The sequence below is a fragment of the Sphingobacterium pedocola genome (assembly GCF_015209965.1).
Taxonomy (GTDB): domain Bacteria; phylum Bacteroidota; class Bacteroidia; order Sphingobacteriales; family Sphingobacteriaceae; genus Sphingobacterium; species Sphingobacterium pedocola.
In genome coordinates this window covers 428,799-442,965 of sequence record NZ_MU158689.1, presented here as the reverse complement: position 1 = coordinate 442,965, position 14,167 = coordinate 428,799, and the positions used below count along the sequence as shown (strand labels likewise).

Genomic DNA, 14,167 nt, shown 5'->3' with positions numbered 1-14,167 from the left:
GGACTAAGATGCTGCACTACTACTGTTATTATTTTCTGCGACTATGATCCTTATCTTATCTCCAATTTTCGTCCAATTCTCTTCGCTAACTGGGACTACGTCCTCTTTAAAGTTTACGCGTACATAAGCACCATCGGTGCCATTAAGTTCATAGCTTTCTATTGCGTGTGGCGCAACCAGGAGTTGCCGATTCAAACGCGGAAACGTCGGGTACTTTTTTTCAACTTTATTAAGTCCCTTTTCTGAGGTCAATATTTTTTCTCCTGTGGTGGTATGCAGGTGGATCAGCGGCTTTTTATTGAGCTGGCCATCGATTTCAAATCCTCGGATTTCAGATTCGAGAAATACGCGCTCATTATTTGCAATTTTTAAGGTATACGGCGCTATTTCCTGAGGTGGCATCAGATATTGCTGAAGCATTGCCTCCTTCTCCCCAAGTTCCGCTTTAAGCGTTATAATCGAGTCGGTATATGTTGCCAGTTCCGATCGAAAAGCTGCGTGTTGGTCTTTTAGATCGAGTAGCTGATTTTCTTGCATCTTATTTTTATCTGTAAGAAGTTGCAATTCAAAGGCCTGATGGCGCAACTGCTCGTCCCGAATTACCAGTTCTTTTTTGAAGTTACGCTTTCGCTTTGCCAAATAGATCATATAGGCCCGGTCATTAATCAAGTATACCAGCAACAATTGCAGGGCAAAAAGATATTGAAATGTATCAATATCAAACAACGGTCTACCATATACCATGCCCAGTACGCTGGTAATAATTCCCACAGAAACGACACCACCGTAGAGCATCTGATAGACTGCCCGTTTTGAGGTAGCTACCAACCAGTCATACTTTCCGTCGAGTACCCAGGATACAAACATGACCCATGTGATAATGAGGCCGGCGATAAATGCAGCTTCCAAGGTGACGATTAATATGGGAAAGCGAAAGATATTTGATGGTGTTAGATCTTGAAAAGGAAACAGCGCTACTAATAGACCCGTCGATAAAGAGATGCCTATTACTATTCCAAAATTGTAATATTCTGATTTAAGAAATTCCTTCCATACGGGTATAATCTTCATAAATAATTGAGGTTTGGTACATACGATATTCAATAATAACAAAAAAAATCTACCAAAACAATCGATTACATAGAGTTATCGACACTTTACTCCCTATTTTTTGGGTTTCACTCCTGCGTAAACCCACTTTACGCCCTTTGGCAAAAAAAGCTTTTATTTTGTTTTTGATTGCCCCTAGCTTTACCGGTACCAATTAACGGGAATTAGATTCCTTTTTTAAACAGTAAAACAATATATCATGAACAAACAATTTGCATTTACATCCTTAGGCGTAGACGAATGGCAATACGAGGTCTACCAGTTGGGGCAAACCGGTATCGATCAAGAATGTGCTCTAATACGGGCTAATTTTGTAGACTGGGTTTGCTACCGATTTAGCCTTAGTGCCGAGCAGCGGGAGTTTGTCATCAGCTTGGGTGTACTTGCGCAAGAATCGTACGGCACCTCCTTGGAAAATGTATTGCAGCACCGAGGTAATATTACGTTGGATAAAGACGAGAACCGTAAGCAACGAGCAACAGCTCAAAATCCAAAGGTTGTTATTTGGGAAGAGCGGTTACAACGGGTGCAGAGCCAATCCGTAGCAGTAAAGGACGAGGTAGACCCCGATTACACGGTATCGCTTGCCGTTCGCATTTTTTATTTAGAAAACGCTTAAGGATAAGGCTATGATGCACCCTCTCCCATTGTAGCACATTCTTTAAAAACAGAATACATGACGAGCAACAGCTTACATACAAGCAGAAGAAAGTACGCAGCAGAACGGAACAACGTAAGGCGCAAGGAAGCCCATTACGGCTTATCGCCCATGATCTATAACAGATCCATTCTTGCTGTGGCTTATCGGAGAATGGATATGAGGTGCCTGCTCCGCAGCCCGGCCCTATGGCGCTGGCGTAAGTTTGCGTTATTCCCCCGTGGGGCGGGGAAATGATAATATTCAAGACCGCTTGCTATAAAAAAAGCAATGCCCCCGGAAGCCGGAGGCACAGCGGCCAACATGCGAGTAACATGTTGTAACCTTATAAATCTAAGTAAAGATAGTTAAAAATCGGAGGTCATTATGGCTTGGTTTCAATTTACCGGCTCTAATCCTACCGAACCAGCAGATTACACGTTAAATCCATCACCTTCATGTGGTGGAACTGACCAAATCTGTGCGGTTCAAGCTGATAACGCTGGTGGACAACCTGTTTTAACAGAGGCATTGAAGAATGAAATGATCATTGCACTGAATAACAGAAATCCATCGACGAATGTTCAGCTTAAGGATTAGATAGGTAAGAACATATAAATTTATCCGGAAAGGGGTTAGTTAGCGCTAACCCCTTATTGTGTCCTTAGATTATCTGCTTCCGCTCTCCTGAAAAATCAACACTTCCAAATCAGCCTTCTTTTCTATAATACGAAGATTATAGCTTTTAAGGAGCTGGTTGAGATCCGCCAGAGTTTTATATCTAGGCAATACCAGAAACTCTTTGCTATTTACTTCATCAACTACGGGAGGATATCCTCCTGCCATATCGAGACTAAAGGCCAATACAGAGGTTCCTTCCATCATTTGTCCTTTTATCGATTCGAAATCCTGCGGCTTCCTGTATTTTCCTTCGATGACTAAAGTGGGCATCTTTTTAGTTGACCAATACACGTTAACACCAAGTAAACTATTTAAATCCTGCAAAACTATTTCCGCTTGTTCTTTTTCACTACGCGCCACCTGATCATAACGTTCGTAGCATATCCCGTGCTGCGACAGCCAGATCTGCCCTGCTCCCTGCGGGCCAAAGTTTTTGTATAAACTCGAATCCCGTACCTCCCATACGATACGCTCAGGTTTCATGATAAATTCAGGCTTTTTGATTTTGCTCCATACAGCTGTATAGGCTCCAAATATTGGCATATTGTAGAATGAAGTCTTGTACATACCAGTCAAACTATCCAATCCATAAGCATAGCTCGTCGTTGGTCTCCCCTCCTGAAATCCAGTAAGCGATACGGATCCCTTGCTATTCTGTATGTTAGCATTTTGCTTTCTATTGTCTTCGAAGTCATATTTCAATGGCAGCTTGATATTACCATCTCTATACAGCTGAATAATGCGATCACCTGTCACAAAATCAGGTTGTGTAATCGCCTGCACGCTGCCTTGATAGCCCCATACCACATGCGAAATAACCCGGTGCGGAAAATATTTCCGCAACAGCGAGTCACTGTAGATCATCGGCAAATGGATCTTATGCTCCATTACAAATTTATTCGATGACCAAAATTTTTCGATGGTTTCCCTATCCTGCCAGGTAACCATTACAATCTGTAACTGATCCCCCATTTCATTCTGTAGCTTTTGCAGCTTTGGTAGTGAAGCAATACAGCTTGAACAATATGTGTCAAAAAAATCCAAGATCAATACCTTCTCCCGGTAGTCGCCGAGATTGATATGGTTCTGGTTATAAAACAAAACCTGTTGTGGATCTAAAGTTGGCATCGCTTCCCCTACCCTCACCTGCTTGCTCAAATCCACCTGCTTCTGTTGTGCATAGCCTACCCCAACTACGTTCCATAAAATAATATATGTTATAATCTTCTTCATGTTTTTATATTCTTATTATCAAAGTCCGTCACCTCGACGACAGGAGAGGTCTATAGACAAGTTAATGTGCATAGTCCATAGATATCTCCTCTCTTATCGTCGAGTTCGACATGACGGATCTCCAAACGCTACCTTTTATTCTGCTCCATCCCTGTCTCCTCGATCACGATCAACGGTATTTTGATCGCATATTTCGGGGAGTTTGGTTCAAGACGATATTCCTGCCCGTCGATATTCCGCATCAAAGTTTTTGCAAACCGCGGGTCTTGATTTAATCGTTTGAGATCTGCCCACCGCTGCCCACGGAAAATCAGTTCCTTGCGGCGCTCGTCCAAAATAATCTCCAGCAATCGATCGGGCTGTTGCTCCGTAATATCCGGATACGGTACATCCTCGTTCCAACGGTGCATTAATAAATGATTGACATCCGAGAGCGCTTGATCCGGTCGATTCGTACGCACCGCAGCCTCAGACCTTATCAAATAGAGTTCGCTCGTAGTCAGGCCAACGAAGACGCCTACGTGCGAACCACTGTAGGTACCTTTAAATGCATATGTACCTACATCGTTAGTGTTATGCTGAAAAAATGCCTGCTTGCGCAGATCATCGTCATAATAGGATTTGTAAAGATTGGTATCGATTCGTGCAAAGGTCTGTGCTAAGGGGCCGGCCAATGAGCTGGCCGCGGAAAAGAGTACTTCTTTATTAAACCGGGTGATTGGCATGGCGCTACCTAAATTAACGTCGTTAAAATCCTGAAGGGCACTATAAATCCCCAGACATGAGTCTGCGTATCGATAAGCCTGCTCATAATCCGCCATGTCCAGGTACATCCTTGCTAGGCCGGCATATGCCGAAGCTTTGGAAGGTCTGCCCAGCAAAGTCTCCGTAATGGGCAAGCTCATTACGGCCTGCTTATAATCATTTGTAATCTGCTCGAAGGTCTGCTGTAATGTAGCGCGTATTGATTTAATATCCAGATCGGGGCTTAAACGCAGGGGGATTCCTAGTTCTTGGTTTGCACTATTTGGATCATAGGCCGGTGCAAACACACGGGCGACCTGATGTAGGGCAAAAGCCCGATAAAAATGTGCTCCTCCAAATATTTTATCGTACTTAGCTGTTTCGACATTCCGGTCCAACTCCCCCAACACTTCCAATACCTGATTGGACCTATATATCGTTTGATAGGGATTTTGCCATTGCACCGTATTCACGATATCCTCATCTTGCCAAATGTACGCCTGCCGCTCGTCCATATCAGATATAGACTGCCAGTTATTACTGCGGAGAAAATAATCATCAGCAGAGATCTCACCTAATGCGGGGTATCCGGTATTCATACTGGTATAATCATTTAGCAGGAGATCAGCATGCTCCAATGTATTGGGTATGGCCATTTTTTGATCAGGTTTGATATCCAAAAAACCGGAACAGCCTGTGCATAATAGGGCTGGTAATACATATAATAGATAATTCCTCATGGTATTAAAGATTAAAATTTAAACCTAGTGATAAGGTAAGTGGATCTGGAACAATCTTTCCAAACTCGGGATCAATGCGATGCGCATTTGCAAGCCAGAGCGTACCGATGTGCTGAGCGTAGGCATATATCCGCGCATTTTTTAGGGGAATATTATTCATTGCCGGAATCGTATAGCTTAGTTGGATATCCCTTAGTTTAATCCAGCTGGCATCTTCGATCAGGGCCGACGAGTAATAATATAGATCGCTTGCATACAGATTGTTGGGATACGTGAAAGCCGGTACATCTGTCCATTGCTCATCACCCGGCTTTTGCCAGCGGTTAGCATAATCGGCATGGCCTACACCCTGATCGATAAAATAGCGGTTGTCGAACGAGTACCTACGGAATTTGTGGCCTAGATTATAGGCTATGTTAAAGGATAGTTCCACTGCTTTAAAACGGAAGTTATTACGGAGCGACCCGAAATACAGCGGCTTTGTCGTGCCCATATTTTCCAACTCTCCGATCGTCGACTGGTTGACCAGTGCGGCATAATCTTTTGATACCTCCCCATCCAGATATCCGCGTGGTGTTCCATCCGCCGGATCTAGACCTGCCCATCTATAGCCCAGTGCACTATAGAGATTCATCCCTTCGATGGGTGTCAATGTCATACTATGCGGCCCGGTCACATAATTTCGGGCACGATCGTTACTTACAAAAGACCTCGCAACCTCGGTCCTGTTGTAAGCAAAGACAAGATTGGACGACCAGACAAAAGATCGCGTACTGACGTTGAGCGAATTTAGGGTGAGGTCCACGCCGCGGCCATCTAGATCAGCACTGTTAATATTCAAACTGGTAAAGCCCGTGGTAGGATCAATCTGGGTCGGCGCAATAAGATCTTTCGATCTTTTGATATAATATTCGATTGCTCCCGAGAGGCGATTGTTCCTGATCGCAAAATCTAAGCCCAGATTAAACATACCAACCCGTTCCCAACGGAGCGAAGGATTTGGAGGCGATTGGATCGTAGCATAATTTTGTCCGGTAATATAATCCGCCGATGACGAAACGTTTATAATGGGATATGCTGCTGTACTGTTATTCACATTTCCATTGTATCCGTATGTGGCCCGGAGTTTTAGTAACGGAAACCAGTCGCTATTTATAAAGTTTTCATTGGAGAGCGTCCATGCGGCACCTATAGACCAGAAGGGCTGTCCGCGGTCATTTGCATTCACCCCAAAAAGGTTAGAAGCATCTTTACGCACGCTTCCGCTAAGTGTGTACCGCGCTGAATAGCTATATGATGCATTTGCAAAAGTCGATCTGTACCGATTTGTATAGGCGCCATTCTGCGAAAAATCCATAAGAAGGATGTTACCTGCAATACCATTCAGCGCGGGGACCTGGCTGCCTACCTGCACGGATTGAAAAGACATCGTTTCGCTATCGTAGCCCCAAAAGATACTCGATATCATATCGCTATCTATTTGTCGAATCTCTCCCCCGGCGATAGCACTTAATTCGTGGGCACCCCAGCGCTCATTGAAGTCGATTTGTATGCGGCCCTGTTTGGATACATTGTTTCTGTGAAGCGTATTTAGGTATTCTCCGACGGGAATACCCCAGTACACATTGTCTTTGTCCCAAGACGATCGAAAGTTGATAAATTCGCGCTGGTGTACGGATCCCATTCCACGCCAAAGCTCCATGGGCTGCGCTGCACGTTGATGGGCATACAAACCAGAAATCTTTAGCGACGGCAATATTTGATAGTTTGCACCGAGATTTAGAAATGTTTCTCGGATACGAACCAGATTATGTGTTTCATAAAGTTCAGCTATGGGCCGGTACTTCCAGTCTAGCAACCTCCCTCCTGCTACGGTATCGCGAAAAATCGGATTGCGTGAAATTGCATCGACAACCAGCGGATTCCCCTGCTCATCGGCCATCTGCATGTACGGAAAATTCCCTTCACCTCTACCCATCAAGTTATATCCCATCGGCTGTTCGGATTCCCTACGTTTGGATTCGGTATAGGTAACACCGATATCCAACGTCAGATTTTTGATGGGTCTAAGCTGGGTATTGTTCTTTGCAGTGAAACGACTATAGGACGAGGTAACCAAGTTATCCAGGTTGTTGTCATACCCAATTGAAAAAGCGGTATTGATCTTTTCACCACCTCCGCGCATCTGCACACTGTACTGTTGGTTCACCGATTCGCGATAGATATATTTCATAAAATCTTCACGCATGTCAATCCCCCTTAACGCATCTAATTCGAGGTTTAATTCTTCTTCCGTAATATCGTGTTCACGATGCTTCTTTAGTAACTGAACAACAGGGGTCAGGTTCACGCTGTACCGGTTCATTCGACTGTTCCAATACCCTGCATCAAATATCTGCTTTTCCAGATCTATGTAATCCGACGTGTTCATCTGTGGATAGTAGTAGAGATCGGGCTTTTGGCCCACCGTGACATTGCTATTCACGGACAACTGAAACGGTTGGTTGTATTTCCCGCGTTTCGTTGTGACAATAATAACGCCATTGCCCGATTGTGCGCCCCAGATTGAGGAGGCAGCGGCATCCTTAAGAACCGTGACACTCTCTACATCATTGGGATTGATATTGTTAAAATTGCCCGTAAATTCATCAAAATTATTTGGGTACGGCACGCCATCAATAACGACCAAGGGCTGAAATTCGGAGCGCATGGTACTAACACCTCTGATATTGATCCCCAAATATCTTCCTCTATTTGGCGCATAGGTCTTATTGCTTGATATACTCGGCACCACATCTTCTAACCTACTCACAAAGTCGGTGGATACCTTCCTGTTGAACAAGGCCGAATCCACAAACTCAAAACTCCCTGTAGCCCGTTCTTTGGGGATGCGCTGATATCCCGTGCTGACCACGTCGACCTCTTCGATCTGGTTTTCAATAGGCTGCAGCGTGATATCTAGCGATGTTGTCGTTTCATCGTAAGCAAGGCTTTGCCCAACAAACCCAATATGATTGATCTTTAATGTACCCTTTTGCTCGGCGACGGTGATAGTGAACTTTCCCTCTTTATCGCTTAGCGTGTACTTCTTCCCCACTTCAATGGATACACCCTCAATAGGTTGCCCGTCGGCAGCCGAGCGTACTTCCCCTCCGAGTGTACGACCCGACTGCGCCTGGGCATCACTAAACAACACACATATGAAAGAAATTAATAAAGTCACCAGCTTTGTGTGGTATACTATCGGTGGTACGCACCGCTTACTTTCCTCTACTCCACTTTTATCTCCGTCATCGCGACGAGCGTAGCGAAGTGGCGATCTTTTTATTGTATTTAGGGCAATTTCTATAGCTCGCAATAGCCCATAGCTTTCCCCTTTGCGTAATTTTCGCATTCTTTTAATGGTTAGTGTAAAGACCTAAGTCTTTACAAATCAACAAATCAGTGACTTATCCGGAATGCGTTTGAAGCTCTTTCATACAAGGTTAATCGGTATTGATTTACGCCTTCTCCAGAATAAAAATAAAAGACCGACCTAACATTTTATTGTACTACGACAATAAACCATGCCAAATGGTTTGTACCAATAGAAAGTTATCATTACCTTTAAAGTGCGAAAATAAAAGTTGATATCAATCTATCGTACTACCTGTTGCAAGGTGTATGATAGGCCGGTAGCAGAACAAAAGGTGACACTATTATAAGATAGAGCTAAGCTCCATCGCCCCTTTTTCTGCCTAATTAATTATCAACTTTATTCCGGTGGAGTAATAATGTTCTTTACGTGTAATGAAAGGGAAAACCAGTGACTACGATCCTGGATCGGGGCTGAATGGTTCTGCTGGGTAGTTTTTAATCGTTCAATCATAATTTTTAAAGTTTATGTGAACGATGAGACTCGAAAAGCTTGAAGAAGCAAAAATTGGTATTGTAAACCAATAAGACACTCCAATGCTCTGACCGTGGTACCGCTAGGACCTCCTTGATAAATCAAGGTTCCACAGAGACTGACATGGAGCGCCTTATTGGCTCAAATATATAAATATAATTTGAATCCAATATTAAGGCGACACCACGTTCAACTCATATGGAAAATTAGCGGTTTTCGATTATGAGTGACATCGTTTTTGAAAGTATAAAACCTTCATTAATTGTCGCGTTTATAAATAACTAATGCAAATATAGTAATAAAGATTCAAAAGGACGACATCTCGTCCTTTTTATTTTCAAATAATATAAACCCACGATAATCAATAAATTAATATGAACGAACTAGACTCCTATCAGAAAAACTTAGTGCAATTTTTAAAAAAGAAATTTTGTTCACCACATAAAATTAACGGAGAAGAAGTTAGTAGAAATGAGTACGCAGATAAGAGCGAAATTTCGAGAGGAACTTTTACTAGGTTAAAAAAGGGTGAAGGCTACGATGTACCAACTTCTACAATCTTTAAGCTCTGTAAGTTTGAAGATATAAAAGTGGTTGACTTTTATATGGAATTTGACGCCTATCTGGAAGAAAAAGACGCTGAAGCAAAAAAGTAACTTGCAGATACCACTGGCATGGTGTCTAGTCAAACTGATTACGTTATAGGAGAAGAAGATGAAGCCGTAAAAATCGCTGAACTAACAAAGGTTGAGTTTGAGCTTTGCCCTTAGGAACCTTGGTAAAGAAAAGATTTTCAAAAATCAAGCTGAATACCGAATGCCAATACGAGACCGCTTTGAAAAAATTGAAGGAATAACGAACTTAAAACGCAGCCTATTTGGGATTTGATCAAAGTAGTAAGTGATTTGGCTGATAAGGTAAAAAAGTTGAGGGGAAGCTGAATAAATCGTTAAAACAAATTAATTAATATGGCACTTAATTTTGACTCAAAAGGAAACCTAGTACCCAACAGTAATATTAAGTGTACATTAGCGTTATTCCATGAGGTTTTTGTTGAAAATATGGCTACGCCTCAGAGGATTTCACTATATGAAGCCTTCTTGAAATATTCCTCTGGATTAAAAGACATATTAGATGGTGGTAAAATTATTTGTTGGATAAACGGATCATACACAACCAAGAAAAAGAGCCCCAACGATTTAGATCTAGTTACATTTATAAACTACAGGATTTTAGATAAAAAGGAACAATCTTTGCTTGATTTTAAATATCCGAATTCTTTGAGTAAATTTGGATTGGATGCCTATATTATAAAGGTCTATCCACGCGATCATAAAAACTATCCACTTTATATAGGTGACGAGATGTATTGGATGGATAAATTTGATAAAAACAAACGTAACCGTAACGGGATCAAAGTTCCAAAAGGCTTTATCGAAATTACGCTGTAAGACTAAAATGGAGGTGTTATGAAAAATGTAGAGATGTATGGTTTGATGGATCTTGTCGATGAGATCAAGAAAATTGATGCAATTATACTTCTGCACAAAAATGCACAAGATAATGACTTTATGGTTTCCCAATATGAAGCGAAAAAAGTTAAATTAATGGCACAACTTATTGATGCTCTCGCTGCTCCAAAGGTACGATCAGAACAGAGTTTCTCTTTAATACAAATGCTTCTTTCCAAATTTTATCCCAGCAAAATCGACAATGAGGTAATAAAAGACAATAGTTTAAAAGAGTTAATGGCTGCTATATAACTAATCTTGCTAGTGGCGTCAGACTCGTAAAATCTACAATTGAAATAACAAAAAAAGTCCCCTCCGTTAGCGCTGGTATAAGCAAATCGCTGGCGCGTGGACTTTGTCCCGTGCCTAAATGATATAGAGGTCGTCTTGGATTTGATGCGTCCCACTATCCCGCACCGAGAAAAGTTTGATTCTACCGAAATGGACAACCGAACTCTTTCTAGGAAAAGAGTAGTGCAGATATATGCTACTTTTATAGCAGCATTTAAAATTAATGCGAAAGAAACCATGGGCGGAAAGATTATGATAAAGTCTTTTAAATGGGAATAAAACCTACTCCTCTTTCGCCATCATTAGCTAGCGCATCCGCCCCAATAACACCTTGCAATACCGACCAACAGGCATCTACTATCGGATCTATAAAGTACACCCCATCTCCGACCGTCACCTTGTGGTGATCTATAAAGATTTGCACTCTGCGGGCTGATACCTCAGGTATCTTAACGAGGATAAAACGTTGCGTAGCATAATTCGGCAGTTCCCACCACCTTACCGTTTTAAAATTGAGCGTAAGCCCCTGCGTAAATAAGATGTTTATACGTTTGTTCTTAACTACCCTGTATCCGTCGCCTTCACTAACCGTTATATCCGGAAAATGCTCTGCTACTTTTTCGGCCAAGATATCCATGAATCCCTGTTGTCGCAAAAGGGTATATGTCCATTCAATCTGCCGCGTATTTTTAACTTCTAGATTGCCTATTATGGTATGCAATGTATCAGTAGGTTGATATCTCAAAAAATCCAATGCGATCTCTTCGGCTGTGGTTTTGTAGGTCCAAATGTGAAACGTTGGCGTATAGGGGCCGAAACGGAGGTTTATCCCTGGTTCGATTACGGGTAGCAGACCGACGGCTCTCACCTCTTTTTCCAAAATATTGACTTCGCCTCCTGATTTGAATATCGTATAACGCGTCATGTCAGGGCTATGGGCAACATCTTCAAGAGCTCTACATACCAAGGAGAGATCCCGTTGCTCCTTTTCCAATAGTTCTTGGGCCTGTTCGTCGGTCAAGCGTACGCTTATCTTTTGCAGATCTGGTCGATATTTTACGATCTCTGCACGCAACGTGCTTCCGCTTTCTAGTTTCTTTAGCGCCTGAATCATTATCTCCTTGTTTTCACCAAATTGTTCTTTATGCACTCGGATTGTCGCCATGTAGCCATCCACTAGTAGTCTGGGGCGACCTCCATCCGGATGTTTAGAGACTTCGAAATCAAGCACCTCTCCTATCCCTTCGTGCTTGGTACAATCATACCAGGGCGTGGGGATATCAATGTCACCACACATTGATATGTTATTTTTGAAATACTTGCGGTAGGTCACCAAAAGCGAGTGACCCTTCTTACAATGCTCGAAAGTATAGGGATCTTCAAACGCGGAACGATGCTGAACAGCGACTATTGATCCATATTGCCAGTCGAAATGACCTCCCAATTCAAGTAGGACATGCGCACGGCTCCGTCGCAGTAGGATAGCTTGGTACTGCTCTCCACGAACTAGTTTAATCCTCGGAAACCCATGCACATTTGCATCGGCCATAAAGCGAGGACGGTAAGGATTTTTCTCTTCTTCATATCGCATGCTCAACGTACAGAAAATACGTTTGCCTATTAACTGCGGTGCTACAACAGTCCAGCAGCCTTCGACCGGATATTGCCATGGCATCCGGTTAAATGGCAAGAAGCCCTGCGTCCCCAGCGCGGTAACAAGAAAACCTGTGTTGCCCAATTGTTTTTTGATGTGTGTCGGAAACTGCCGGTGCGCATAAAGATAATGATCTAAACGTAGGTCGAGCGTTTGGCTACGAGGTAATACGGGCAGCGGATTCGCAACAACGGGTACATACTGGGGCTTTGTACCAAACATATTTTTAAATAGATGCAGCATACTAACTGATTTAAAGATAGCTGCGCGAGACAGCTATATATTTATAAATAGATATCTTTCAGCAAGATACAAAATCAAAAGATGTAAATCAAATTATTCATTCATTTAGTTAAAAGCAGGCGATATGATCTAGTGCCCGCTTGTACTCTATCGTAATTTTGCATTCTTGACAGAAAAGCCGTACATTTAGTTAATATAATAACTACAAATTACCGAAGATATGAATCATAAAAAACTTAGCTGGAAAAATTATTGCATTTATTTTATTCTAATGTATGTCTGTATTGCTATAGCTATTTTTTCTGCCTTTATCCCTGTTATACAGTCTTTATCGGGAGAACTTCATGATAAATTTTTGAGAGACCGTATCAGCTATGCGTTGATGGCCGGGCTGATATTCTCCATTATAGCATGTACAGCAACCTACTTTACAATGTACCCCATCTATCTAAAGAGACCTCCCCGTAAACAAGCTTTAGCATTTTGGGCATTTGCTCCATATACACTGATCATCTTATTTCTTACATATGCTTTTGCGCAATTCGCGAATATGGACCTTACAGACTTAAGTGATCGGAATGAACACCCTTTTATACGTATCGACCCTGATATAGAACGACTGACCATTCAAGCAGATCTTAACTATTTTATCGTGGCTGCACTAATAGGCTATGCACTATTATTTATTTATAAAGGGTTTAGAAAACATTTCACGCTGATCGCCATGGATTTCTTACCGGCGCAAAGTTCTACTCCACAAGCGGCCAAGCCGGTAGAACTTTCAGACCATAGTACCGACACACTTCTTGATGAGGCACAAAAGCTCGCCAGTACATTCGCTAACCCTAAACCTGTCGACCCGAATGCCCCAACCGTTGAAATAGATTTTTATGCTTTTGTCTATGGCGAAGGGTTCGATTACGTGGTGTTCAATGAAGGTTTTACTACGCCATTTCTATTTGATGAAGATGACACAATCGACACGCTTCATGAAGGAATGTACTTACATATTAATAAAGCGTTATATATACGGTTTGATCAAATTATGATGATCGATCTTGAGCAACGTTACATCGTGATAGCTCCGCCATTGATGAAGATTTTTAAGGCTGTTAATCACGAAGGGGTAAAGAAAAAGATAGCTTCCTACCGATACCCTGGCAAACCGAACGGATATTATCGTATCGATCCAACGTTGATCGCTAAGCTTAAGAAAAAGATAGAACGCATCAGTTCATAGTTTTGGCCCATAACTTGTCTAAGTTTGTAAAACAATGATGTAATATTGATGATAAGAGGCATGAGAATAATCCGAACCACTGACTTATTAAAAAACACCGACTACGGGAAGAAAAACTCGACCACAAGAAAGTTAACGTATCGTAAGCCACGATATCAAATCACCTTCCCTTCATCAGCACTCGGCTCGCGATA

At 42.2% G+C, this 14,167-nt stretch carries 11 protein-coding genes; 6 read left to right on the top strand and 5 right to left on the bottom strand.

Features of this window, described 5'->3' with window-relative positions:
* Window positions 1-3: 3 nt before the first annotated feature.
* Entirely contained in the window at window positions 4-1,071 is a 1,068-nt protein-coding gene (locus C4F40_RS01755; RefSeq protein ID WP_196937653.1) for a LytTR family transcriptional regulator DNA-binding domain-containing protein, read from the bottom strand.
* A 238-nt stretch (window positions 1,072-1,309) separates the two neighbouring features.
* Here C4F40_RS01755 and C4F40_RS01750 point away from each other — a divergent pair, with 238 nt between their 5' ends.
* A complete protein-coding gene (locus tag C4F40_RS01750) occupies window positions 1,310-1,729 on the top strand; it encodes a hypothetical protein (protein WP_196937652.1) in 420 nt (139 codons plus the stop codon).
* Between the two features lie 405 nt (window positions 1,730-2,134).
* Entirely contained in the window at window positions 2,135-2,347 is a 213-nt protein-coding gene (locus C4F40_RS01745) for a hypothetical protein (protein WP_196937651.1), read from the top strand.
* 69 nt (window positions 2,348-2,416) lie between these two features.
* Here C4F40_RS01745 and C4F40_RS01740 read toward each other — a convergent pair whose 3' ends face one another.
* From C4F40_RS01740 to C4F40_RS01730, 3 genes are all read right to left on the bottom strand, one after another.
* Window positions 2,417-3,661 carry a TlpA family protein disulfide reductase gene (locus C4F40_RS01740; RefSeq protein WP_196937650.1) on the bottom strand — a complete coding sequence of 415 codons (1,245 nt, stop codon included), beginning with the start codon at window positions 3,659-3,661 and terminating at the stop codon, window positions 2,417-2,419.
* 128 nt (window positions 3,662-3,789) lie between these two features.
* Entirely contained in the window at window positions 3,790-5,145 is a 1,356-nt protein-coding gene (locus tag C4F40_RS01735) for a RagB/SusD family nutrient uptake outer membrane protein (protein WP_196937649.1), read from the bottom strand.
* Between the two features lie 4 nt (window positions 5,146-5,149).
* Complete coding sequence (locus tag C4F40_RS01730; protein ID WP_196937648.1) at window positions 5,150-8,539, bottom strand: SusC/RagA family TonB-linked outer membrane protein; 3,390 nt, start codon at window positions 8,537-8,539, stop codon at window positions 5,150-5,152.
* A gap of 869 nt (window positions 8,540-9,408) precedes the next feature.
* On the opposite strand from C4F40_RS01730, the gene C4F40_RS01725 reads away from it, so the two are divergent.
* From C4F40_RS01725 to C4F40_RS01715, 3 genes are all read left to right on the top strand, one after another.
* Window positions 9,409-9,690 carry a helix-turn-helix domain-containing protein gene (locus C4F40_RS01725; RefSeq protein WP_196937647.1) on the top strand — a complete coding sequence of 94 codons (282 nt, stop codon included), beginning with the start codon at window positions 9,409-9,411 and terminating at the stop codon, window positions 9,688-9,690.
* A gap of 312 nt (window positions 9,691-10,002) precedes the next feature.
* The gene (locus C4F40_RS01720) at window positions 10,003-10,485 is read left to right on the top strand and encodes a DUF6932 family protein (protein ID WP_196937646.1); all 483 of its coding nucleotides are present in this window, start codon (window positions 10,003-10,005) and stop codon (window positions 10,483-10,485) included.
* An 18-nt stretch (window positions 10,486-10,503) separates the two neighbouring features.
* On the top strand, window positions 10,504-10,797 hold the full coding sequence (locus tag C4F40_RS01715) for a hypothetical protein (protein WP_196937645.1): 294 nt from the start codon (window positions 10,504-10,506) through the stop codon (window positions 10,795-10,797).
* Window positions 10,798-11,101: 304 nt separating this feature from the next.
* On the opposite strand, the gene C4F40_RS01710 is transcribed toward C4F40_RS01715, so the two are convergent.
* Complete coding sequence (locus C4F40_RS01710; protein WP_196937644.1) at window positions 11,102-12,733, bottom strand: hypothetical protein; 1,632 nt, start codon at window positions 12,731-12,733, stop codon at window positions 11,102-11,104.
* Between the two features lie 220 nt (window positions 12,734-12,953).
* Between C4F40_RS01710 and C4F40_RS01705 the strand changes: the two genes are divergently transcribed.
* The gene (locus C4F40_RS01705) at window positions 12,954-13,973 is read left to right on the top strand and encodes a hypothetical protein (protein WP_196937643.1); all 1,020 of its coding nucleotides are present in this window, start codon (window positions 12,954-12,956) and stop codon (window positions 13,971-13,973) included.
* Window positions 13,974-14,167 lie beyond the last annotated feature (194 nt).

What these genes read in the sequence shown, in the direction of transcription:
- C4F40_RS01755 (WP_196937653.1), bottom strand. Translation starts at nt 1,071, where the DNA reads ATGAAGATTATACCCGTATGGAAGGAATTTCTTAAATCAGAATATTAC.
- C4F40_RS01750 (WP_196937652.1), top strand. Translation starts at nt 1,310, where the DNA reads ATGAACAAACAATTTGCATTTACATCCTTAGGCGTAGACGAATGGCAA.
- C4F40_RS01745 (WP_196937651.1), top strand. Translation starts at nt 2,135, where the DNA reads ATGGCTTGGTTTCAATTTACCGGCTCTAATCCTACCGAACCAGCAGAT.
- C4F40_RS01740 (WP_196937650.1), bottom strand. Translation starts at nt 3,661, where the DNA reads ATGAAGAAGATTATAACATATATTATTTTATGGAACGTAGTTGGGGTA.
- C4F40_RS01735 (WP_196937649.1), bottom strand. Translation starts at nt 5,145, where the DNA reads ATGAGGAATTATCTATTATATGTATTACCAGCCCTATTATGCACAGGC.
- C4F40_RS01730 (WP_196937648.1), bottom strand. Translation starts at nt 8,539, where the DNA reads ATGCGAAAATTACGCAAAGGGGAAAGCTATGGGCTATTGCGAGCTATA.
- C4F40_RS01725 (WP_196937647.1), top strand. Translation starts at nt 9,409, where the DNA reads ATGAACGAACTAGACTCCTATCAGAAAAACTTAGTGCAATTTTTAAAA.
- C4F40_RS01720 (WP_196937646.1), top strand. Translation starts at nt 10,003, where the DNA reads ATGGCACTTAATTTTGACTCAAAAGGAAACCTAGTACCCAACAGTAAT.
- C4F40_RS01715 (WP_196937645.1), top strand. Translation starts at nt 10,504, where the DNA reads ATGAAAAATGTAGAGATGTATGGTTTGATGGATCTTGTCGATGAGATC.
- C4F40_RS01710 (WP_196937644.1), bottom strand. Translation starts at nt 12,733, where the DNA reads ATGCTGCATCTATTTAAAAATATGTTTGGTACAAAGCCCCAGTATGTA.
- C4F40_RS01705 (WP_196937643.1), top strand. Translation starts at nt 12,954, where the DNA reads ATGAATCATAAAAAACTTAGCTGGAAAAATTATTGCATTTATTTTATT.